The 23,216-nt window shown below is 70.3% G+C and carries 19 protein-coding genes; 10 read left to right on the forward strand and 9 right to left on the reverse strand.

Annotation, left to right across the window (positions count from 1 at the left end):
• Nucleotides 1-181: 181 nt before the first annotated feature.
• Together speB and SMIR_RS24410 are read left to right on the forward strand one after the other, a co-directional pair.
• Entirely contained in the window at nt 182-1,186 is a 1,005-nt protein-coding gene (gene speB / locus SMIR_RS24405; RefSeq protein WP_168491796.1) for an agmatinase, read from the forward strand.
• Nucleotides 1,183-2,871 (forward strand): thiamine pyrophosphate-binding protein, encoded by a 1,689-nt coding sequence (locus tag SMIR_RS24410; protein ID WP_168491794.1) that lies wholly within the window; start codon nt 1,183-1,185, stop codon nt 2,869-2,871. The genes speB and SMIR_RS24410 overlap by 4 nt, the downstream gene beginning before the upstream one ends.
• 84 nt (nt 2,872-2,955) lie before the next feature.
• Here SMIR_RS24410 and SMIR_RS24415 read toward each other — a convergent pair whose 3' ends face one another.
• The 5 genes from SMIR_RS24415 to SMIR_RS24435 form a co-directional block, all read right to left on the reverse strand.
• A complete protein-coding gene (locus SMIR_RS24415; protein ID WP_168491792.1) occupies nt 2,956-3,759 on the reverse strand; it encodes an endonuclease I family protein in 804 nt (267 codons plus the stop codon).
• A 200-nt stretch (nt 3,760-3,959) separates the two neighbouring features.
• Complete coding sequence (locus tag SMIR_RS24420; protein ID WP_422664462.1) at nt 3,960-6,299, reverse strand: glycosyltransferase family 39 protein; 2,340 nt, start codon at nt 6,297-6,299, stop codon at nt 3,960-3,962.
• Between the two features lie 94 nt (nt 6,300-6,393).
• Nucleotides 6,394-7,011, reverse strand: coding sequence for a hypothetical protein (locus tag SMIR_RS24425; protein ID WP_212727387.1), 618 nt, complete (start codon nt 7,009-7,011; stop codon nt 6,394-6,396).
• A 145-nt stretch (nt 7,012-7,156) separates the two neighbouring features.
• A complete protein-coding gene (locus tag SMIR_RS24430) occupies nt 7,157-7,378 on the reverse strand; it encodes a DUF397 domain-containing protein (RefSeq protein ID WP_168491788.1) in 222 nt (73 codons plus the stop codon).
• On the reverse strand, nt 7,371-8,165 hold the full coding sequence (locus tag SMIR_RS24435; protein WP_212727388.1) for a helix-turn-helix domain-containing protein: 795 nt from the start codon (nt 8,163-8,165) through the stop codon (nt 7,371-7,373). Before SMIR_RS24435 ends, SMIR_RS24430 begins: the two co-directional genes overlap by 8 nt.
• A gap of 165 nt (nt 8,166-8,330) precedes the next feature.
• Between SMIR_RS24435 and SMIR_RS24440 the strand changes: the two genes are divergently transcribed.
• From SMIR_RS24440 to SMIR_RS24460, 5 genes are all read left to right on the forward strand, one after another.
• Nucleotides 8,331-8,657, forward strand: coding sequence for a hypothetical protein (locus tag SMIR_RS24440; RefSeq protein WP_168491784.1), 327 nt, complete (start codon nt 8,331-8,333; stop codon nt 8,655-8,657).
• Complete coding sequence (locus SMIR_RS24445) at nt 8,654-9,016, forward strand: hypothetical protein (protein ID WP_248002933.1); 363 nt, start codon at nt 8,654-8,656, stop codon at nt 9,014-9,016. Before SMIR_RS24440 ends, SMIR_RS24445 begins: the two co-directional genes overlap by 4 nt.
• 387 nt (nt 9,017-9,403) lie before the next feature.
• Nucleotides 9,404-10,342 (forward strand): serine hydrolase, encoded by a 939-nt coding sequence (locus SMIR_RS24450; RefSeq protein ID WP_168491782.1) that lies wholly within the window; start codon nt 9,404-9,406, stop codon nt 10,340-10,342.
• Nucleotides 10,343-10,395: 53 nt separating this feature from the next.
• Nucleotides 10,396-11,454, forward strand: a complete 1,059-nt coding sequence (locus SMIR_RS24455; RefSeq protein ID WP_168491780.1) for an esterase-like activity of phytase family protein — start codon at nt 10,396-10,398, stop codon at nt 11,452-11,454.
• A gap of 77 nt (nt 11,455-11,531) precedes the next feature.
• Nucleotides 11,532-15,278 carry an ABC transporter ATP-binding protein gene (locus SMIR_RS24460; protein WP_211118714.1) on the forward strand — a complete coding sequence of 1,249 codons (3,747 nt, stop codon included), beginning with the start codon at nt 11,532-11,534 and terminating at the stop codon, nt 15,276-15,278.
• A gap of 2 nt (nt 15,279-15,280) precedes the next feature.
• Here SMIR_RS24460 and SMIR_RS24465 read toward each other — a convergent pair whose 3' ends face one another.
• On the reverse strand, nt 15,281-15,757 hold the full coding sequence (locus SMIR_RS24465) for a hypothetical protein (protein ID WP_168491778.1): 477 nt from the start codon (nt 15,755-15,757) through the stop codon (nt 15,281-15,283).
• Nucleotides 15,758-15,987: 230 nt separating this feature from the next.
• On the opposite strand from SMIR_RS24465, the gene SMIR_RS24470 reads away from it, so the two are divergent.
• A complete protein-coding gene (locus tag SMIR_RS24470; protein WP_422664523.1) occupies nt 15,988-16,314 on the forward strand; it encodes a hypothetical protein in 327 nt (108 codons plus the stop codon).
• Nucleotides 16,315-16,421: 107 nt separating this feature from the next.
• Nucleotides 16,422-17,870, forward strand: a complete 1,449-nt coding sequence (locus SMIR_RS24475) for a S28 family serine protease (RefSeq protein WP_168491774.1) — start codon at nt 16,422-16,424, stop codon at nt 17,868-17,870.
• A gap of 49 nt (nt 17,871-17,919) precedes the next feature.
• Here SMIR_RS24475 and SMIR_RS24480 read toward each other — a convergent pair whose 3' ends face one another.
• Nucleotides 17,920-18,552 (reverse strand): hypothetical protein, encoded by a 633-nt coding sequence (locus tag SMIR_RS24480; protein ID WP_212727389.1) that lies wholly within the window; start codon nt 18,550-18,552, stop codon nt 17,920-17,922.
• Nucleotides 18,553-18,711: 159 nt separating this feature from the next.
• Nucleotides 18,712-20,535: a glycoside hydrolase family 3 protein gene (locus SMIR_RS24485; RefSeq protein ID WP_168491769.1), complete on the reverse strand. Its 1,824-nt coding sequence runs from the start codon at nt 20,533-20,535 to the stop codon at nt 18,712-18,714.
• Between the two features lie 396 nt (nt 20,536-20,931).
• On the opposite strand from SMIR_RS24485, the gene aroA reads away from it, so the two are divergent.
• Complete coding sequence (gene aroA, locus SMIR_RS24490) at nt 20,932-22,173, forward strand: 3-phosphoshikimate 1-carboxyvinyltransferase (protein ID WP_168491767.1); 1,242 nt, start codon at nt 20,932-20,934, stop codon at nt 22,171-22,173.
• 26 nt (nt 22,174-22,199) lie between these two features.
• On the opposite strand, the gene hemC is transcribed toward aroA, so the two are convergent.
• Entirely contained in the window at nt 22,200-23,135 is a 936-nt protein-coding gene (gene hemC, locus SMIR_RS24495) for a hydroxymethylbilane synthase (protein WP_168491765.1), read from the reverse strand.
• Nucleotides 23,136-23,216 lie beyond the last annotated feature (81 nt).

A 23,216-nucleotide genomic window follows, 5' to 3' on the forward strand; every position in this document is an offset into this window, starting at 1 on the left:
CCGCCGCACGTCACCCCAGCACCCGAAGAACTTCGGCCCGGCCGCCGCACGGCGACCGGGCCGGGCGGCCCCCCGGTCAGCGAGGTCCGCGACACTGGAAAGCACCACCTGCACGACGTGCCACCTGCACGACGCATCACCCGTACCACGCATCACCCGTATCACCTGGAGGAGTCCGACGATGAGCAGCACCGAGTTCCCGGCAGCAGGCGGCAGCCAGCCACGCGGCCCCGTCGACTCGTCCCGCGTCCCGCGGTACGCGGGCCCCGCGACCTTCGCCCGGCTGCCGCGCCTCGACGAGGTCGGCCGCGCCGACGTCGCCGTGGTCGGCGTGCCCTTCGACTCCGGGGTCTCCTACCGGCCGGGCGCCCGCTTCGGCGGCAACGCCATCCGCGAGGCCTCCCGCCTGCTGCGCCCGTACAACCCGGCGCAGGACGCCTCCCCCTTCGCCCTCGCCCAGGTCGCCGACGCCGGCGACATCGCGGCGAACCCGTTCAACATCAACGAGGCCGTGGAGACGGTCGAGGCCGCGGCCGACGACCTGCTCGGCACGGGCGCCCGCCTGATGACGCTGGGCGGCGACCACACCATCGCCCTCCCGCTCCTGCGCTCCGTCGCCAAGAAGCACGGCCCGGTGGCCCTGCTCCACTTCGACGCGCACCTCGACACATGGGACACCTACTTCGGCGCCGAGTACACGCACGGCACCCCGTTCCGCCGGGCGGTGGAGGAGGGGATCCTCGACACGGAGGCCCTCTCCCACGTCGGCACCCGCGGCCCGCTGTACGGCAAGCAGGACCTCACGGACGACGAGAAGATGGGCTTCGGCATCGTCACGTCCGCCGACATCTACCGGCGTGGCGCGGACGAGGTCGCCGACCAGCTGCGCCAGCGCATCGGCGACCGCCCGCTGTACATCTCCATCGACATCGACTGCCTCGACCCGGCGCACGCCCCCGGCACGGGCACGCCGGAGGCCGGCGGCATGACCTCCCGCGAGCTGCTGGAGATCCTGCGCGGGCTGTCCTCCTGCAACCTGGTCTCCGCGGACGTGGTCGAGGTCGCGCCCGCGTACGACCACGCCGAGATCACGGCGGTGGCCGCGTCCCACACGGCGTACGAACTGACGACGATCATGTCCCGCCAGATCGCGGCGGCCAGGGCTCAGGAGGCCGGGAACAAGTGACTCACGACCACGACCTGGTGCTCCGTCCGTCGGCGGCGCAGACGGAGGCCGCGCTGAATCCGCCCCCCGGCCGCAACGGCGGAGACCTGGTCGTGGAGACCCTCTCCGGTCTCGGCGCCACGACCGTCTTCGGCCTGCCCGGCCAGCACGCCCTCGGCATGTTCGACGCCCTGCGCCGCTCCTCGTTGCAGTACATCGGCCTGCGGGTGGAGAACAACGCGGGGTTCGCGGCCGACGCGTACGGCCGCATCACGGGTGAGGCGGCGCCCCTGCTGCTGTCCACCGGCCCGGGAGCGCTGACCTCCCTGGCCGCGCTCCAGGAGGCCGCCGCGGCCTCCGCCCCCGTCCTCGCCATCAGCAGCCAGATCCCCACCGCGGGACTGGGCGGCGGACGCCACGGCTATCTGCACGAACTCCCTGACCAGCAGGCGTCGTTCAGAGGGGTCGTCAAGTCCGTCCACACCGTCCGTACGCAGTCGCAGATCCCCTCCGCGATCGCGGCGGCCTGGGAGTCGGCCCTGACCGCTCCGCACGGCCCGGTCTGGGTGGAGATCCCGCAGGACGTCCTGCTCGCCGAGACCCACCTGCCGCAGGTCACCGCGATGGACGCGACCCCGGAGGACGTCGTCCCGCGCCCCGAACTCACCGCGCTGGCGGCCCACTTGCTGTCCACGGCGGCCCGCCCCGCGATCATCGCGGGCGGCGGGGTCGTACGGTCGGACGCGTCCGGCAAGCTGAGGTCGCTGGCGGAGAAGCTGAACGCGCCGGTCGTCACCACCTTCGGCGGCAAGGGCGCCTTCCCCTGGACCCACCCGCTCTCGCTCCAGTCCTGGCTGGAGGACCGGCACACCACGGACTTCCTGGAGGACGCGGACGTCCTGCTGGTCGTCGGCTCCGGCCTCGGCGAACTGTCCTCGAACTACCACACGTTCAAGCCCCGCGGCCGGGTCATCCAGATCGAGGCCGACCTCGGCAAGCTGGAGTCCAACCACCCGGCGATCGGCATCCACGCGGACGCCAGGCTCGCGCTCTCCGCGCTCCTGGAGACCGTCGAGGACCGCCCCGACCCGACGGCGGCGGACCGCGTCCGCGTGCTGCTCGACCGGGTGGGGGAGCGCATCGCCGCACAGGAACTCACCCTGGAACAGGAGGTGCTGGCGTCCGTCCGCCGGGCCCTCCCGTCCACCTCCCCGTCCTTCTGGGACATGACCATCCTGGCGTACTGGGCGTGGTCCGCCTTCGACCCGCGCGGGAAGAACACCATGCACTCCGCCCAGGGCGCGGGCGGCCTCGGCTACGGCTTTCCGGCGGCCCTCGGCGCGGCGGCGGCCGATCCCACCCGCCCGGTCCTCGCGGTCTCCGGCGACGGCGGCGCGTTGTATTCGATCGCCGAACTCGCCACGGCGAGGCAGTACGACCTGAACGTCACCTGGCTGATCGTCGACGACGGCGGCTACGGCATCCTGCGCGAGTACATGACCGACGCCTTCGGCCGGCCCACGGCGACGGAGCTGACCCGCCCCGACTACGTGGCGCTGGCCGAGTCCTTCGGCGTCCCGGGGGTCCGTACGACCCCCGAGACCCTGGAGGAGGACCTGGCGAAGGCCTTCGCGAGCCCCGGCCCGTCCGTGGTGCTGCTCCCTGCGGTGCTGCGGATGTTCGCACCCACCCACCTCGGGAGCTGACGGCCCGGTCGGCCGCCACGGCCCGGTCGACCGGCTACGGCCTGCTCGCCCGGGCCGTAGCCGGTCGACCGTCGCTACGGCCGTCTACCAGATCGCGTCGACCCACTCCGGGTGGTCGATGAACGGGTTGCGGTTGTGCTGGTAGGTGTCGTAGATGACCTGGTTGCGCTTCTCCTCGAAGGCGCTCGGCGGGTCCTCGTCGCTCCACTCCTTGAGCACGGAGAGCTTGCCGATGTACGGGTTGCTTCCGTTGTTCACCTTCTCGTTGGGCTCGAGGTCGGCGAAGCCGTCGCCGCCGTCGTAGCGCACCGCCATGTAGAGGATCATGCGGGCCACGTCGCCCTTGTCGGCGTCGCGCGGCTCGAACGAGTCGGAGTCGGTGAGGCTGCCACCCCCGCCGCTGACCGCGCTGCCGCCGTTGTCGAAGTCCTTGTTGCCTCGGATGCTGTTGACCTGGACGTCCGCGGGACGCAGGTGGTGCAGGTCCGTGCCGGGACCCGTCACCTCGCCGAAGTCGCCGTGGGACTTGGCCCACACGTGCTCGCGGTTCCAGTCGCCCGTGTCACCGCCGTTGAGGGACTTGGCGCGCGAGGTGCCGCTGTACAGCAGGATCACGTTGTTGCTGTTGTTCGGGTCCTGGTCGGTGACCTTGAGGGCGTCCCAGACGGCGGAGTACGAGATCTTCGTCTGGCTGCTGATGATCGTGTGCAGCGAGGACTTCAGGCTGCTGCCGGTCTTGCCGACCGCGTTCTTGTAGTACGTGCTGTCGTACGCGGTCGTCGTGGCACTGGCGGGAGTGGCGGTCATCGTCGGCAGGGTGAGGCCTACCAGGACGGCTGAGGTGGTCAGCGCCAGCGTCTTCCAGCGGCGTATGTGCGTGGCGGGCATGGTGGGGGCGTCCGTTCTACGCGGGTTGATCGAGCGGGCAACCGGAGCGTGACATGGACATGCGTTTCGGGGAATGAACGGAGCGTGTCGGTTGGGTGACGGAAACCGGCAAGTCGCTTGTCGTGCGCGCGATATGACACACCGGAAGGCCCCCGCCCATGGGTCACAGGGGCGGGGGCCTTCCGGCACTTGAGGGCCGGTCAGTTCAGGTCGGACGGGTCCAGGCGGTAGAGCGCGGACGACGTCTGGCCGTTCTGCGCCTGGGAGTCGGACTCGGTCGAGGTCCCGGTCTTGGTCTTGGTCTCGGTCTCGGTCGAGGTCTTGGAGGTCGACGTGGTGGAGGTGCTCTTGCTGTAGGCGCTCTCCTTCACCACCGTGGCGTGCTTCTGCACCCAGGCCGTGACCTCCGAGCTGACGCTGTCGGAGCCGCCCTGGCCCATGCCGCCGCCTCCGCCCATGCCGCCGCCGAGCTGGATGTAGTGCAGCTCGCCCTTCTTCACCAGCTCCTTGAGCTTGGCGAGGGTCATCGCCTTGTCGGTGCCGGACCAGCCCCACATGGAGATGACGGGCTGCCCGGTGCTGACGATCAGCTGTGCGGCGCTCTGCGAACTGGACACCGCGAGCAGCCACTTGGCGCCGTCCCGGTGCTTCTTCAGGTAGGCGACGAGTTCGCTGTCGGCGCCGCCGCCCATGCCGCCCATCCCGCCGCCGCCGAAGCCGCCGCGCTGACCGGTGGTGCCGCCGGTGGCACCGGTGCCGTTCGGGGGCGTATCCGTCTCGCCGCTCGCCTGCTGGCCGCCGGGGAAGCCGCCGTTCTCGCCGCCGCCGGGCAGTTCACCGTTGCCCTGCTGGGTGTCGCCGGGCGCACCACTGGGCGCGCCGCTCGGCGCCGTACCCGTCTGGCCGCCCTGTTGCGTGCCACCCGGCATCTCACCGTTGCCCGGACCGCCGGAACCGCCGGGGAAGCCGCCCGCGCGGTTCCCGCCGCCACCGGGTCCGCCCATGCCGTTGCCCGTCGTCGGGCCGGCCGTCGGGTTGGTGCCGCCCATACCGCCGCCCGAACCCGAGGGCACGGACGCGGCGTATGCGGCCGGACCCGCGAGGGACGCGACGACCGCGGCGGCCACCGAGGCCGCGAACAGTTGGACGCGTCGGCCGGAACGGAAGACCAGCAGCCCCGAGATCGCCAGCGCCATGACCACCGCGATCACCGGCCACATCCAGGTGTTCCAGCCGGAGGCCCGGCACAGCAGCACGATCGACCAGATGCCGGTGGTGCCCAGGGCCAGAGGCAGCACCCACACCCACCTCTTGTCGTCCCGGAACGCCCGCAGCAGCATCACGCCGCCGCCCCCGCACAGGGCCGCGATGCCGGGGGCGAGCGCGGTCGTGTAGTACGGGTGCATGGTGCCCTCGGCCATGGCGAAGGTCAGGTAGTGGAAGAGGGTCCAGCCGCCCCAGAGGATCAGCGCGGCGCGGGTGAGGTCGGTGCGCGGGGAGCGGCCACGCAGGATCAGACCGCCGACGAGGGCGATCGCGGCGAAGGGCAGCAGCCAGGAGATCTGGCCGCCGAGGATGTCGTTGAACATCCGGCCGAGACCGGCGGTGCCGGCGAAGTTGGCGCCGCCGCCCCCGCCCCCGCCGCCGTTGCCCTCGCCGCCGAAGACCCGGCCCAGGCCGTTGTAGCCCATGATCAGGTTCCAGGCGGTGCCGTCGGTCGAGCCGCCGATGTACGGCCGTTCGGAGGCGGGCACCAGGGAGACGGCCGCCGCCCACCAGATGCTGGAGACGGCCAGGGCCACGCCCGCGAGCAGCAGGTTGACGATCCGTTTCACCAGGGGGAGGCGGGCCGCGCACAGGTACATGGCGAAGACGGCCGGCAGGGCGATGTAGCCCTGGAGCATCTTGGTGTTGAAGGCGAGCCCGAAGCAGACCGCGGAGCCGAGCAGCGGCAGTAGCCGGCTGTTGTGCGCGGCCCGCAACGCCAGCGCCGCACCGCCGACCATCAGCAGCACCAGCAGCGAGTCGGGGTTGTTGTCGCGGTTGATGGCGACGGTGATCGGGGTGAGCGCGAGCACCAGCGCGGAGATCGCGGCGGCGACGTGCCCGAACACCCGCTTCACCGAGGAGTGCAGGATCCAGATCGTGCCGACCGCGGCGGCGATCAGTGGCAGCATCATCTGCCAGGTGCCGAAGCCGAAGACACGGCAGAACAGGCCCATGACCATGAGGACGAGCGGCGGCTTGTCGACGGTCATGAAGTTGCCCGCGTCCAGCGAGCCGAAGAACCACGCCTTCCAGCTGTGCGTGCCGCTGAGCACGGCGGCGCTGTAGAAGCTGTTCAGGCTGGAGGAGGACAGGTTCCAGGAGTACAGCGTGGTGGCCAGCGCCATGATCGCGATCATGGCGGGGAGCGACCAGCGCGGTGCGATGGGCTCGGTGGGCGTGGGGGACGGCCCCTGGGGCGGCTCGACGCTCGGTGCGCCGGGGGCCACGGAGTGGCCGGGGGCCGGGGACAGTGGGTCGGTGGCAGATGTCACCAGTGCACCATGCATACGGCCGATGGGCGGGGGCTGTGCTCTGCCTGGGGGCAAGCTGTGGATGAATGAGATCCCGGTAAGAGAACGTCGTGCTCTAACCGCGGTCCGACGGGGGGAGCCAAGGGGTGAGCACGTCGCTCATCAATTCGGCGAAGGCGCCGTCCAGGGCGTCCTCCCTGCGCCGGTCGCCCACCGCTTCGGGGCAGAGGGCGGCAGGGCGCGCGATCCAGAGGATCTTCCAGGTCCTGGAGTTCAGCGCGGGGTCACCCCAGATTCCGCCGTTCGGGACGAGCGGGTGCAGCAGATCGCTGACCTGTTCCAGCGCGAGCCGTACCAAGGGGCCCTCGGTCGCTGTGTGTGCCGCGGTGAAGGCCTTGGGCGAGGAGCGGGCGACGGCGGCTGTGGTCGGATGGCGGCGGATGCCGCGAACAACGTGTGTCAGGTGGTCGGTGATCCCTGGAACTGTCCCGTCGCTGGGGCGGGTGCGGTGCGTCGCGTCGAAGACGTGGGCGAGTTCGGCCTTCAGCGCGAGCAGGTGCAGTGCGGTGGCGGACTTCCAGTTGGCGTAGAGGAAGTTGCGTGATGTGCCACAGCCGCGGGCGATGGCGGCGAGGGGCACGTTCAGGCCGTCGGCGCGCATGAGTTCGCGCACTGTGGCGACCACCTGGGCCGTGCCGTAAGGGTTGCGCTCGTACGCGAATCCAGGGCTCATGGCACCTACTGTGCAAAAAGACGTGAGCAGTCGGGAGGTGGTTGTCACTCGTGCACTCAAATGAGCTACGTGTGAGCGGTGGGGGCGGGACTGTGCACGGCTTTTGGCGGAGGTAGTGCGGAGGCGGGGGCTCGCTCGGTACGGGTCAGCTGGGAAACGTGCCGCTTTTGACAGCTGTGACGAACGCCGACCAGTCGACGGCCGAGAAGACCAACGCGGGACCGTGCGCCATTTTGGAATCCCGCACGGGGATCCCCCCGGCGTAGCGGTCGACTACTTCGAGACAGCTGCCCCCTTCGCTATTGCTGTAGGACGACTTCCGCCAACCTTGCAGCGTTGCAGCGTTCGGGATTATCTGGTCAGCCATGATGTCCGTAGTCCTTCGCTGTTGCTTTCAGCAGGGCCGATGACTCCTTCAGCGGCAGTGCGTCGCTCAACGCGAGATCGTAGCGGCCCTGCAACTCCTGAACCACGGACGGGGAGTCGTGCACCTTCCCCATGCGGAGGCCCTCGCTGTACGCCACAGGCGGCTGGTCGTCGAACCACATGAGATTGAGCATGTTTTCCATGAGTGGATGGAAACCCAGAGCAAACGGCATCACGTGAACGCGAATCCGGCCGCGCTCCACCAGACGGACGAGGTGCGTGATCTGCTCCGCCATGACGTCCTGGCCGCCCACGACGCGACGTAACACCGCCTCGTCCAGCAGCGCCCAGACTACGGGTGTCACCGGATCGTCGAGGATCTTCGCGCGCTCAAGACGTGTGACGACGAGCCTGTCACACTCCTCTTCACTCGAGGGAGGGAAGGACGTGCTCAGGACCGCACGTGCGTACCTTTCCGTCTGGAGGATGCCCGGTACGAACGACAGGGCGAACTCCCGGATCATCACAGCCTGTTGTTCGAGCAGCCGCGCCGCCTCGAAGTAGTCCGCGACTGCCACATCCTGCTGTGGGAGGAAGCTGCTGAGCACGTTCCCCGTGTTCAGAGCCTTGTCCAGGCGCCGCGCATCCTCCTTCGAAGGCACTCGACGCCCCGCTTCGATGTGGGCGATGTGCGAACGGGTCATGATCGCAACCTCGGCCAGCTGCTGCTGTGTCAGCCCGGCAGCCTCGCGCTGTTCCTTGAGCCAATCGCCGTAGCTGCTGCCCACCGTGCCAACTCCTTTGTGACGAGTGCCTGGTCACACTCCACCCTCTGGCGAGCCTAGCCCGACCCGTCTCACTCTGTGAGTGGATCGCTACACAAAGCGATACCCCCGCGACCGTGCGACCGGTCCGGGGGCGTGGCCATCAACGAACCCAACGGAGTTGACGACATGAGTCACCGTATCGCCCGCCTCTTCGAACCGCTGTTGCGGTGGCTGCTTCCCGGCTCGGGGCGCCGTCGCCGCGTGGGTGCCGGCACCCTTCTGAGGCGCCAACGGCCCACGCCTCCCTCGTATGTACAGGGGCAGACGGCCCGTCGCGCCGGATCCGGCCCTCTGTGCGGCGAGGACCACGCGATCGTCCGCCCCTACCTCGTCGCGCATGAGCGGTGCGAGGAGGCACGGCGGCAGAGGGCCCGGCGGCGCGCCCTGTGGCTCGCCGTGCACGGCGTGGATGTCGGACCGCGCCTGATCCATGGTGTGGAGGTGACCGCGTGATCAGCGGCCGGGCGGAACCGGTGCGGCTGCTCCCGTGGTCCGGCGCGGAGGGCAAGCCGTGTTATCTGGTCGGCGACGGGACCGGGTACCTCTCCCGGGTCGCCGACACCATCGAGAGCGTGCAGCTCGGCATGGCGGGCGAACTCCTCGACCACGCGGCCGACATGGTCGCCGATCACAGGGTCACCGCCGCGCAACTCCGCTTCCTCGCGTGTCGTATGGCCGAGTCACTGCGCGACGTTCACCGCATCGCGGAAAGCCGGGGCGCCCGCCTTCCCGCGCCCGCCTGTGGCGACCTCGATGACCTCAGCAACCTCAACAACCTGGACGACCTGGACGACCCAGCCCCGGAGGCCTGATCCGCCTCGCCCACGACGCGATCACCGCATGGATGGACCCGGGCTACTCAAGAAGCGAGGGGAACTTCTGATAGAGCACGGTCGCTTGGTAGGAGTGCCCGCCGTAGAAGTTCTCGGCCTCCGTGGGGGCGAACCGTTGGCCGGGGAGGCAGGGGGGCGGGCCTCGTCAAGATGCTCGCCCGCCTGCCGCAGATGACCGCAGAGATACGCCTTGCTCCGTCCGTTGCCCGCCATGACTCCTTCCGTTCCTCCGACGACTTCCGCTCCTCACCGCCCCGAACCCACATTCGCAGAACATGCGTACAACTTTCGGCCACCCAGACGAGTCATGAGAGACGAGTGCGCCACGGGCGCGCTCGTATTGGTTGAAGGGGATGGGGAACCTCCATGACTCACCGGATATCCCGGCGTGCCCGTGTGCTCGCGGCGAGCCTCGGCGCCGGGGTGATCGTGCCGTTCGCGGCCGCCGCCGCACCGGCCGCCGCCGCCACGGCACCGCAGGTCAGCTGCACGTCGAGCAAGACGGGCCTGGCCGCCAAGCTGCAGAAGGACATCACCACGGCGCTCAAGGGCCGCGCCGGCACCGTCGCCGTCGGTCTCTACGACCGTACGACGAAGACCACCTGCACCCTGCGGAGCAGCACGGCGTACGACTCCGCCAGCGTCGTCAAGGCCACCGTGCTGGCCACGCTGCTGTGGGACGCCAAGAAGCACAACCGGTATCTGACCAGCCGCGAGCAGACCCTCGCCACGGCCATGATCACCAAGTCGGACAACGACGCCACCAGCACGCTGTGGAAGCAGCTCGGTGTGACCAAGGTGAAGGGTTTCCTCACCGCCGCCGGGATGACGCAGACCAAGCCGGGTGCCAACAACTACTGGGGTCTCACCCAGATCACCGTCCGGGACGAGCAGAAGCTGCTCGCGCTCCTCACCGCCAAGAACTCCGTGCTGAGCGACAACTCCCGCGCCTACGAGCTGAAGTTGATGGGCAAGGTCATCTCCTCGCAGCGCTGGGGCACCCCGGCCGGAGCGCCGTCCTCGGTCGCCGTGCACGTCAAGAACGGCTGGCTGTCGCGTGCCACGCACGGCTGGCGCGTGCACAGCATCGGCACCTTCAACGGCGCGGGCCACGACTACATGATCACCGTGCTGACGCAGGACAACAGCACCATGCAGTACGGCGTCAACACCATCCAGGCCGTCGCCAAGGCCATCCACAAGGACCTGGTGCCGACCACCTCCACGACCAGCGCGAGCGTGCTGCGCTACGTGCCCACGGCCGACCCCCAGGAAGCGATCCCGGCGGTGCCGTCCGCGGGCTGATGCTTCACGAGGCGGTCTCCCGCGCGTCACCCGGCCGTCCTACCGTGACCGGCATGCGCATGAGATCCGTACTCGCCACCGTCACCGCCGGCCTGGCGGCGGCCACCTGTGTGACCGCCGCCGCTCCGGCCAACGCCGACAGCGGAAAAGTCCCGGGCGTCCACGCCTGTTCGCCCGCCGTCTCGATCACGAGCTACTCCGACGCGCTCGACAAGACGACGTACGACGGCACCTTCGTCGGCAACCTCTCCGCGCTCGCCGTCGACCGCGGCGGCCGGATCGCCGCGCTCTCCGACCGGTCCTCGCTCTTCACCCTGGACCGCGAGACGCTGAAGCCGACGAGCGTCGTGAACCTCGTCGACGAGAAGGGCGCCCCGCTCGACTCCGAGGGCCTGGCCGTGGACGGCGACGGCACCCGTCTCGTCACCTCCGAGACCGAGCCCTCCGTACGCCGCTACGAGCGCGACGGCACCCTCGTCGGGAGCCTCCCCGTACCGGACGCGCTCAAGGTCGCTCCCGCGGGCCGCGCCACCTCCAACCTCACCTTCGAAGGGCTCACGCTCCTGCCCGGCGGCCACACCCTGCTCGCCGCCATGGAGGGGTCACTGAGCGGTGACACCGGCGGCATCGTGCGCTTCCAGACCTGGGACCGCGCGACCCGGCAGGGCGACTTCCGTCTCGCCGCCCAGTACGGCTACCGCACCGACTCCGGCCTCGGCGTCTCCGAGGCGCAGGCCACCTCCGACGGCCGCCTTCTCGTCCTGGAGCGCGGCTTCACCGCGGGTGTCGGCAACACCGTCCGCCTCTATCTCGCCGACCTCCGCCACGCCACGGACACCCGCCGCGTCGACACCCTGACCGGCCAGGACGGCGTGCGGCTCGCCCGCAAGACGCTCCTCGCCGACCTCGTGAACTGTCCTTCACTGGGCGCCCGGGCCAAGCAGCCCCAGCCCAATCCCCTCCTCGACAACATCGAGGGCCTGACGATCACCGGCCGCACCCCGGACGGCCGTCTCGGGCTCCTCCTGGTCAGCGACGACAACCAGAACGCCGTCCAGACCACTCGCCTGTACTCCCTGAGTGCCCGCCTGCCACACACGGTGAACGGCTGATTATTGCGGAGGGATGAAATCCGCTTCTTTCAGCGTTGGTGTCTTGCGGCGGAGTGAGATCTACGGAAGGCACCGGAGTGGTACTGGAGCAAGAGGACAAGGGCGGCTGGGCACAGCGGCTCGCCGGGTACGCGTGGCGGTACCCGAAGTACGTCCTGCTCGCGCTCGGCTCCTCGCTCGGCGGCATGGCGGTCCTGGCAGTGGTCCCGCTGATCACCAAGGTGATCATCGACGACGTCATCGGGAACCACAGCAAGGCCATGGCGCCCTGGGCGGGCGCGCTCATAGGCGCCGCCGTCCTCGTCTACGTCCTCACCTACATCCGCCGCTACTACGGTGGCCGCCTCGCCCTCGACGTCCAGCACGACCTGCGGACCGAGATGTACAGGACGATCACCCGGCTCGACGGACGACGCCAGGACGAGTTGTCCACCGGCCAGGTCGTCGGCCGCGCCACCAGCGACCTCCAGCTGATCCAGGGCCTGCTCTTCATGCTCCCGATGACCATCGGGAACGTGCTGCTCTTCCTGATCTCCCTGGGGATCATGGCCTCGCTCTCCCTGCCCCTCACCCTGGTGGCACTCGCCGTCGCCCCCGCTCTCTGGGTCGTCGCCAAGCGCAGCCGCTCCAAGCTGCACCCCGCCACCTGGTACGCGCAGGCGCAGGCCGCCGCCGTGGCGGGTGTCGTCGACGGCGCCGTCAGCGGCGTACGCGTGGTGAAGGGCTTCGGGCAGGAGGATCAGGAGACCGGAAAGCTCCGGGACGTCGGACGGCGGCTCTTCGCGGGGCGGCTGCGGACCATCCGGCTCAACGCCAAGTACACCCCGGCCCTCCAGGCCGTGCCCGCCCTCGGCCAGGTCGCGATGCTGGCGCTGGGCGGCTGGCTCGCCGTACGGGGACAGATCACGCTCGGCACCTTCGTCGCGTTCTCCTCGTACCTCTCCCAGCTCGTGGGACCGGTGCGGATGCTCGCCGTGGTCCTCACCGTCGGACAGCAGGCCCGCGCGGGTGCCGAGCGCGTCCTCGAGCTCATCGACACCGAGCCGTCGATCAAGGACGGCACCAAGACCCTTCCGGCCGACGCGCCCGCGACCGTCGAGTTCGACGACGTGTCCTTCGCCTACGAGGACGGGCGGCCGGTGCTCGACGGGCTGAGCTTCGAGATCCGCCCCGGCGAGACCCTCGCCGTGGTCGGCTCCTCCGGCTCCGGCAAGTCGACGGTCTCGCTCCTGATGCCCCGCTTCTACGACGTGACGCACGGCGCCGTCCTCATCGGCGGCCACGACGTCCGCGAGCTGACGCAGGAGTCGCTGCGCGCCGCGATCGGCCTGGTCCCCGAGGACTCCTTCCTCTTCTCCGACACCGTGCGCGCCAACATCGCCTACGGCCGCCCGGACGCCACCCAGGAGGAGATCGAGACCGCGGCCCGCGCCGCGCAGGCGGACCGTTTCATCGCCGAGCTGCCCGAGGGCTACGACACCAAGGTCGGCGAGCACGGCCTCACGCTCTCCGGCGGCCAGCGCCAGCGCGTCGCCCTCGCCCGCGCCATCCTCACCGACCCGCGCCTGCTCGTCCTCGACGACGCCACCTCCGCCGTGGACGCCCGCGTCGAGCACGAGATCCACGAGGCGCTCACGCATGTCATGGAGGGGCGCACCACCCTCCTCATCGCCCACCGCCGCTCCACCCTCAACCTCGCCGACCGCATCGCCGTCCTCGACGGCGGCAGCCTCGCCGACATCGGCACCCACGAGGAACTCCAGCAGCGCTCCCCGCTGTATCGCCGCCTCCTGACCGACCCGGACGAGCTGGGCGGCGTCTCGCCCGGTCACGCCCAGCCCGCCGTGCCTCAGGAGGACACCTCCGTACGGGACGAGCTGGACGCCGAGTTCGACGCCGAGCGCGGGGTCACTCCCCATCTGTGGACCGGCGACCGGGAGCCCAAGGACAACGCCCTGTCCGGCATGCCCGCCACGCCCGAACTCCTCACCCTGGTCGAGGCGCTGCCCCCGGCCACCGACATCCCCGGCATCGACGAGGCGCGTGCGGTCAGGCCCGAGGAGTCGTACGGGCTGCGCAGGCTGCTGCGCGGCTTCGGTCTCCCGCTGCTCGTCAGCCTGGGTCTCGTGGCCGTGGACGCGGGCATGAGCCTGCTGCTGCCCGTGCTGATCCGGCACGGCATCGACCAGGGTGTGTCCCGGATGGCCCTCGGCGCGGTGTGGGCCGCCGCGGCGCTGGCGCTGGTCACCGTGCTCGTCCAGTGGACCGCGCAGATCGGCGAGACCCGGATGACGGGCCGGACCGGCGAGCGGGTCCTCTACTCCCTCCGCCTGAAGATCTTCGCGCAGCTCCAGCGCCTCGGACTCGACTACTACGAGCGGGAGCTGACCGGCCGGATCATGACCCGGATGACGACGGACGTCGACGCGCTGTCGACGTTCCTCCAGACGGGCCTGGTCACCGCGTTCGTCTCGGTCGTCACCTTCTTCGGCATCATGGGCGTGCTGCTGGTGATCGACGTCCAGCTCGCGCTGGTCGTCTTCATCACCCTTCCGCCGCTGGTCATCGGCACCTTCTTCTTCCGCCGGGCGAGCGTGAAGGCGTACGAACTCGCCCGCGAGCGGGTGTCGGCGGTCAACGCCGATCTCCAGGAGTCGGTCTCCGGACTGCTGATCCTGCAGGCGTTCCGGCGCGAGCGCTCGGGCGGGCAGCGGTTCGCGGAGGGCAGCGACAGCTACCGCAGGGCGCGCATCCGCGGGCAGTGGCTGATATCGATCTACTTCCCGTTCGTCCAGCTGCTGGCGTCGGTAGCGTCGGCCGCGGTGCTGATCGTGGGCGCGCACCGGGTGGACGCCGGCACCCTCACGACGGGCGCGCTGGTCGCCTACCTCCTCTACATCGACCTGTTCTTCGCGCCCGTGCAGCAGCTCTCGCAGGTCTTCGACGGCTACCAGCAGGCCACGGTCTCGCTGGGCCGCATCCAGGAACTGCTCCAGGAGCCGACCTCGACGAAGGCCGCCGAGGCACCGATGGACGTCCTCTCCCTGCGGGGCGACATCGCCTTCGAGGACGTCGACTTCGCGTACGGCTCCGCCGCCGAGGCAGACGCAGAGGCGGCGCTCAGCGGCATCTCGCTGAGCATCCCCGCCGGACAGACCGTCGCCTTCGTCGGCGAGACCGGCGCGGGCAAGTCCACACTGGTGAAGCTGGTCGCCCGGTTCTACGACCCGACGGGCGGGCGGGTGACGGTCGACGGCACGGATCTGCGCTCGCTCGACCTGACCTCGTACCGGCACCGGCTCGGCGTCGTCCCGCAGGAGGCGTACCTCTTCCTGGGGACCGTCCGGGACGCCATCGCCTACGGGCGCCCCGACGCCACCGATGCCGAGGTGGAGGCCGCGGCCCGTGCGGTCGGCGCCCACGACATGATCGCCACGCTCGACGGCGGCTACCTCCACGAGGTCGCCGAGCGCGGCCGCAACCTCTCCGCGGGCCAGCGCCAGCTGATCGCGCTGGCCCGCGCCGAACTCGTGGACCCGGACGTGCTGCTCCTCGACGAGGCGACGGCGGCGCTGGACCTGGCGACGGAGGCCCTGGTCAACCAGGCCACCGACCGCCTCGCCGGACGCCGTACGACCCTCGTCGTCGCCCACCGCCTGACGACGGCCGCCCGCGCCGACCGGGTCGTGGTCATGGACCACGGCCGCGTCGCCGAGGACGGCACCCACGACGATCTCCTCCAGCGAGGCGGCCATTACGCGGAGCTGTGGAGGACGTTCGTCGGGGCTCCGGAGGAGGAAGAGCCGGTTCCCTCATCGGCCTGAGTTCAGCTCTTCGCCTTGATGTCGGAGATCTTCTTCGTGGCCAGGTCCGACTGCACGCTCAGATAGGTGTACGTGGGGTGCTGGGCGGAGCCCCAGGTGAGGCGCACCGTCGACCAGGTGTGGCCCGCGCCGCTGTCTCCCGCCGTCACCTTCCACGCCCGCGGCACGTCCTGCGCGCGGAGCACCCCGTCGGCGTGCTCGCGGCTCTCCCACTTCGCCAGGCGGGTGCGGAGATCCTTGGTCAGGTAGAAGGTGCGCAGTTGGGAGCCGAGGTGACCGCTTCCCTCGTCGGTGACCGCGTCGATGTAGGCGCCGTAGAAGTCGGCCACCCGGTCGTAGGCGGGACCGTTGGCACCGCTGCGGGCGGGCGGGGGAGCGCTGGAGCCGGCGAACGCGGGCACGGAGGCACCCGCCGTGGCGAGGAGCGCCGCGGCGACGAGCGCGCCGACGGCCGTACGTGAACGTGACGTGCGGGACATGGATGAGCACCTTTCGTTCGTTTTTCTGACCAGTTGGACACCGAACAAAGGGGTGCGGTTGCCCCAAACATGGAAGAAAACCTCTCTCGGGCGAAGGCAACCATCCGATGTACGTCCTGCGTCCGTACACCAGTACGCTGAATGGCCGGGGGAGGACGACAGTGGACCGTGGTGGTGCGATACGCCGGCGCCTGGCGCTGGGCCTTGCGGTGTTGACCGCGGCCGGGCTGATGGCGTTGATGAGCCCAGGCAGCGCGCAGGCGGCCGACTCGTACTGCTCGGGTCGCAAGGTCAGAACGCTCACCTTCTCGACCGGCTCCGTCCAGATCTACAAGCGCGACGGCTATGTCTGCGCGATGACCGTTCCCAAGAAGCAGCAGTCCGGCAAACGGTCGATGTCCGTCAGCGTGCAGGCGCGCGGCAACCGGCCCGTGGTCGACCAGGGCAGCTTCTCGCACCACGCGGGCCCGGTGACCGTCCACGCGGGCCACCGCTGCGTCCGCGTCAAGGGCTCGGTCGGATCGGGTTCGGTGAGCTCGAACTGGATCCTCTGCTGAGCCGGCAAGGACACAGCCTTCCCATAGGGTTTTCCCCATCTCCCCTGGTGCGCCTGTGAGTTGCTCCGATAGCTTCCAGCGCACATCCGTTTCACAGGGGAGTGTGCATGCGCAAGGCGCTCAGATGGCTGCTGGCGCTCACGGTGCTCATAGGCACGTTGAGCACGGCGGGAGCGGCCACCGCCGCCCAGCCGGAGGCCGCACCAGGCACCACAAGCACGGACACCGACATCAAGGACAGGCTGCTCGCGATACCGGGCATGAGTCTGATCGAGGAGAAGCCGTACACCGGCTACCGCTTCTTCGTTCTCGACTACACCCAGCCGATCGACCACCGGCACCCGTCCAAGGGCACGTTCCAGCAGCGGATCACCGTGCTGCACAAGGACGTCTCCCGCCCGACGGTCTTCTACACCGGCGGCTACAACGTCTCGACCAACCCCGGCCGCCGTGAGCCCACCCAGATCGTGGACGGCAACCAGGTCTCGATGGAGTACCGCTTCTTCACCCCGTCCCGGCCCGACCCGGCCGACTGGTCGAAGCTCGACATCTGGCAGGCGGCGAGCGACCAGCACCGCATCTTCGAGGCCCTCAAGCCGATCTACCGCCAGAAGTGGCTCTCCACGGGCGGCTCGAAGGGCGGCATGACCGCCACGTACTACGAGCGCTTCTACCCGCGCGACATGGACGGCGTCGTCGCCTACGTCGCCCCCAACGACGTGGTGAACAACGAGGACTCGGCGTACGACCGCTTCTTCAAGAACGTCGGCACCAAGGAGTGCCGCGACAAGCTGAACGCCGTGCAGCGCGAGGCGCTGGTGCGGCGCGCACCGCTGGAGAAGAAGTACGAGGCGTACGCGGCCGACAACGGCTACACCTTCACCACCATCGGAAGCCTCGACAAGGCGTACGAGGCGGTCGTGCTCGACTACGTGTGGGGCTTCTGGCAGTACAGCCTGCTCTCGGACTGCGACTCGATCCCGGCCGACGCCGCCCACGCCACCGATGACGCGATCTGGGCCTCCGTCGACACCATCTCCGGCTTCTCGGCCTACGCCGACCAGGGCCTGGAGACGTACACGCCGTACTACTACCAGGCGGGTACGCAGCTCGGCGCGCCCACGATCCACTTCCCGAACATCGAGAAGAAGTACATCCGCTACGGCTACCAGCCGCCGCGGAACTTCGTGCCGCGCTCGATCCCGATGAGGTTCCAGCCGTGGGTCATGGCGGACGTGGACTCCTGGGTCCGCCACCACGCCGACCACATGCTCTTCGTCTACGGCCAGAACGACCCCTGGGGCGCGGAGCGCTTCCGGCTCGGCAAGGGCGCACGCGACTCGTACGTCTTCACCGCCCCCGGTCTGAACCACGGTGCCAACGTCGCGGGACTCGTCCCCGACGAGAAGGCCCTCGCGACGGCCCGCATCCTGGAGTGGGCGGGTGTCGCCTCGGCGACGGTCCAGGAGAACCCGTCGGCGGCGAGGCCCCTCGCGAAGTTCGACGCGAAGCTGGACCAGCGCGACATCGAGCGCGAGCCCGCGCTGCGACCGTAACCCGGTTCACCCGCTGCAACCCGGTTCACCGGCTGCGTCCGCCCCTCGGCTACACCGGGCGGGCGCAGCCCACTGGTCTAGTGCCGCCCAGTTGGACATAGAGGGCCGTGGACGACGGGCACTTGGCGCGGTCGAGGACCGCCGACGTCACCTTGTACTCCGGGGGCTTCCTGCCCTTGCCGTCGCACGCGGTCTCCCGCACCTGCCCGTCGCCGGAGCTGTAGACGCAGTCGCCGACGATGGTGCGGGGACCGCCGCCCCCGCCCGGATCGCCGGGGTGCGGGGCCTCCAGCTTGCGCATGCAGGCGTAACCCTGGGGGACGACCCCGTCGCCGTTCTCGTCCGAGGCGGGCCGGGTCTCACTGATGTGCAGCACGAAGTCCGTGGTCGCGGGACACAGCGGCCCGTCGGCCACCTTGCCGTCGTAACGGGCGATCACCCGCGCGGCGGCCCGTTCGCTGCTGCAGGGCACCTCGGTGAAGCTGGTCGTCCCGAAGGAACTGCACTCGTCGACCGCGAGGAACACCGCCCCGTAGCCCGAGGGCTGCGTCGACGTCGTCCCCGCGCCGGGCTCGACGCTCCCCGAGTCCGACCAGCGGTCGCATCCCGCGAGCGCGGCGACGGCCAGCAGCAGCGCGCAGAGCACCCCAACGGAACGCCGACCCGACGAGCTGGCTCGCATGGATTCCCCCCGATACCCCCGCCCAGCGTGACCCGTCGCGACGGGCACACGCCAGACATCCGGGGTGCTTTGCGTCCTTTGGGGGTGGTGCGCCGGGTGTGCGGCGTAGGGCGTGTACGCCATTCCCCACCCGGGGCGGTACGTCGGCCCATACCGGACCTAGTACGTCAATCCGTACCCGATCGGATACAGCGCCTTCGCCGGGTCGTCCGCCCGCTGCACCGCCACCGGCAGCTTCCCTCGGGGCCTCGCGCTGCCCGCGATCACTCGGGCGGCGGCGCGCAGTTCGACGTCCGTCCAGGAGTAGGTAGCCAAGTAAGCGCGCACGTCCGGGAGTTGAGCCACGTCGTACGGGTTGCGGATCGCGATCGCGACCACCGGGACGCCGGTGGCGACGAGCCGCTCGACGAGGGTCTTCTGGGACCCGGTCGCCGTCACGTTGTAGGTGCCGACGACGACCGCGTCCACGCCCCCGGCCGCCGCCACCGCGTTGTCGATGCCCTCCGCGGAGGGCGCCGTTCCGGTGGACAGTGCCGTCGCCGTGAAACCCAGCTCGGTGAGGGCGGTCGCGAGGACGGTCGTGGGCGGTCCGTCGGTACCGGACGGTGAGGCGGGATCGGCGCCCACGACGAGGACGCGCGGGGTGCGCCGGCGTGAGAGCGGGAGCAGGCGCTCCTCGTTGACCAGCAGTGTCGTCGTGCGCTCGGCGATCCGGTCCGCCGTCCTGCGGTGCGCGGCGGTGCCGACCGTGTGGTCGACGCCGGTGTCGCTGACGTACGGGTTCTCCAGCAGGCCCAGTTTGGCCTTGAGGCGCAGGACGCGCAGGACGGACTCGTCGAGGCGGGCCTCGGTGAGCTCGCCGCCGCGCACGGCGTTCAGGACCGCGTGCCAGGCCACGTCGATGGACGGCGGGTTGAGGAGCTGGTCGACACCTGCCTTGAGTGCCAGCACGGGGACGCGGTCGTCGCCGTACTTCGTCCGGACGCCCTCCATGCCGAGCGAGTCGGTCACCACGAGCCCGTCGTAGCCGAGTTCCTGGCGCAGGATGCCGGTGAGGATGGGGCGGGAGAGCGTCGCGGGGTCCCCGGACGGGTCGAGGGCCGGGACCATGATGTGGGCGGTCATGACCGAATCGATGCCGGCGCGGATGGCGGCCCGGAAGGGCACGGCGTCGAGGGTCGACCACAGCTCGCGGCTGTGCGTGATGACGGGGAAGCCGAAGTGGCTGTCGACGGCGGTGTCCCCGTGCCCCGGGAAGTGCTTCGCCGTGGCCGCGACCCCGGCGCTCTGATAGCCCTTCACCTCGGCCGTCACCAGCCCGGCCACGGCGTCCGGATCGGCGCCGAAGGAACGTACGCCGATGACCGGGTTGGCCGGGTTGACGTTCACGTCGGCGACCGGGGAGTAGTCCTGCCGGATGCCGAGGGCGCGCAGCTCGGCGCCGCCGAGGCGCCCGACCGTGCGGGCGTCCTCCCGCGAGCCGCCGGCGCCCAGCGCCATCGCGCCCGGGAACAGCGTCGCGGGCTTGCCCACCCGGGCCACCGCTCCGTACTCCTGGTCGGTGGAGATGAGGACGGGCAGCCCGCGCGGCTGGTCGAGGGAGACCTTCTGGATGCCGTTCGAGAGGGCTGCGATCTGGTGCGGGTCGCGGGTGTTGTGCGTCCAGGTGAAGTAGATGATCCCGCCGACGCGGTACCTGGCGATCAGCTCGGCGGCCGTCCTGACGCCGAGCTCCTCCAGGTTGGCGTCGATGTCGGCCTGGTCGGGTGCGGTGGCCGAGTGGCCGTACACCCGCATCACGAAGAGCTGGCCGACCTTCTCCTCCAGCGTCATACGGGAGACGAGAGATCGGAGTGACGATTCGTCAGGTCGGTCCTCGGCCGCCCGGACGGAGGTGGTGCTCAAGGTCAGGGCCGCGGTGGTCCCGGCAGTGGCGGCGAGAACGGTACGTCTGGACGGTCTGGAAGATCTCGATGGCCCCACGTGCGCTCCTCCCTCGTGAAGGAAACTTCCGAGGAGCCACGAATATCCGGGAAGTTTCTTCCAGTCAAGGGTGTGCACAGTATCCCGAGGAGGGGCCGTCACCGGCGCAGTTGGAGGGGGGCGCGCCGGTGACGGCGTGCTGCCGGCCGCAGGCGGCGGAGAGGGTGGTCAGCGTTCGCAGCCAGCAGCGAGGCCGACACCGCTCTGCGGAGACTCATCCGGCAGCATGCGGATTGGACGAACCGGTGCGGGTCGGGGTTCCCCGGTTTCCGCCGGTTCGGGGAATTGGTGCGGGTGGGGCGAATGGGTGGGACGGTTCGACGCCGGGCTCGCACGGACAGGTCCATTTGGCGGACGCTCCCGCGCCGGACCGGGTCGGGGAGCCAGCATGAGGACATGGCCGTCGTCGACATCCCCGGTTCCAAGTCCATCACCGCGCGTGCGCTCTTCCTGGCGGCGGCGGCCGACGGGGTCACCACCCTCGTACGGCCCCTCCGGTCGGACGACACGGAAGGTTTCACGGAGGGCCTGACCCGGCTCGGCTACCGCGTCGGCCGCACCCCGCACGTCTGGCAGATCGACGGCCGCCCCCAGGGCCCGGCGGCCACCGACGCCGACGTGTACTGCCGCGACGGCGCGACCACCGCCCGCTTTCTGCCGACCCTCGCCGCCGCCGGACACGGCACCTACCGCTTCGACGCCTCCCCGCAGATGCGCCGCCGCCCGCTGCTCCCGCTCACCCGCGCCCTGCGCGACCTCGGCGTCGACCTGCGGCACGAGGAGGCGGAGGGCCACCACCCGCTGCGGATCGCGGCGGCCGGGGTGGAGGGCGGTGACGTGACGCTCGACGCGGGCCAGTCCTCCCAGTACCTGACGGCCCTCCTGCTGCTCGGCCCGCTGACCCGCAAGGGCCTGCGCATCACTGTCACGGACCTGGTCTCGGCGCCGTACGTCGAGATCACGCTCGCGATGATGCGGACGTTCGGCGCGTCCGTGCGCCGGGAGGGCGAGGTGTTCGTGGTCTCGCCCGGCGGCTACCGCGCCACCACCTACGCCGTCGAGCCCGACGCCTCCACCGCGAGCTACTTCTTCGCCGCGGCCGCCCTGACCGGCCGCGAGGTGACGGTCCCGGGCCTGGGCACCGGCGCCCTCCAGGGCGACCTGGGCTTCGTCGACGTACTGCGGCGGATGGGGGTGCGGGTGGAGGTCGGCTCCGGCGGGACGACGGTCGCCGGCACCGGCGAACTGCGCGGCCTCACGGTCAACATGCGGGACATCTCCGACACCATGCCGACGCTGGCCGCGATCGCGCCCTTCGCCTCGGGCCCGGTCCGCATCGAGGACGTCGCCAACACGCGCGTGAAGGAGTGCGACCGCCTGGATGCCTGCGCGGAGAACCTCCGGCGGCTGGGCGTACGGGTGGAGACCGGGGCCGACTGGATCGAGATCCACCCCGGTGCGGATCCCGTGCCGGGCGCGGAGATCAAGACGTACGGTGACCACCGCATCGTCATGTCCTTCGCGGTGACCGGACTCCGCGCGCCGGGCGGCGTCTCGTTCGACGACCCCGGCTGCGTACGGAAGACGTTCCCCGCCTTCCACGAGACCTTCGCCGCCTGGGCCGGCCCGCTGGGGTGATCAGATGAGGTGATCAGCAGGGGGGATCAGTGGGGGATGTCGTCGATCAGTTCGCGGGCGCCCTGGCGCAACAGGGCGACGGCGACCGACGTGCCGAGCGTCGCGGCGTCGAGGCGGCCCGCCCACTCGTGGGCGTTCAGTACGGTCTTGCCGTCCGGGGTGAACACGCAGGCACGCAGGGACAGTTCGCCACTGCGGTGGGCCTTCGCGAAACCGGCGATCGGTGAGTTGCAGTGGCCCTGGAGGACGTGCAGGAACATCCGCTCCGCCGTGGCCTCGCGGTGCGTGTTCGGGTCGCCGAGGTCGCTGATCGTCTCGATCACCTCGGTGTCGCCCTCCCGGCACTGGAGGGCCAGGATGCCCGCCCCGATCGGCGGCATCATCGTCTCGGGCGACAGGATCTCCGTGATCACGTCCGCCCGGCCGATCCGCTCCAGCCCCGACACCGCCAGCAGCAGCGCGTCCGCCTCCCCCGCCGCCAGCTTCTCCAGCCGCCGGTTGGCGTTCCCCCGGAACGGCACGCACTCCAAGTGCGGGTGCGAGGCGGCCAGCTGAGCGCCCCGCCGTACGGACGAGGTACCGATCCGCGTCCCCTGCGGCAACTCGTCCAGCGTGAGCCCGTCCGGGTGCACGAGAGCGTCCCGGATGTCGTCCCGCGCCAGGAACGCGGCGAACATCGTCCCCGCCGGGAGGGGACGGTCCGCCGGAATGTCCTTCACACAGTGCACCGCGAGATCGGCCTCACCGGCCAGCAGGGCCGCGTCGACCTCCTTGGTGAACGCGCCCTTCCCCTCGACCTTGGCGAGGTCGCCCATCCACTTGTCACCGGTCGTCTTCACGGGCACGACCTCGGTGCGGATGTGCGGATGGAGCGCACCCAACTCGGCCCGGACTCGCTCCACTTGGGCCAGGGCCATGGGCGAGTCGCGGGAGACGATACGGATCAGTTCCGGTGCCGACATGGCGTCCACGATAGCCCGTCGGCGAGGGGCGGCGAGGGGCGGCGAGCCGAGGGAAGCCGGCCCGGGCGAGTGCGCGTGTCC

This window comes from Streptomyces mirabilis, from assembly GCF_018310535.1.
Lineage (GTDB): Bacteria > Actinomycetota > Actinomycetes > Streptomycetales > Streptomycetaceae > Streptomyces.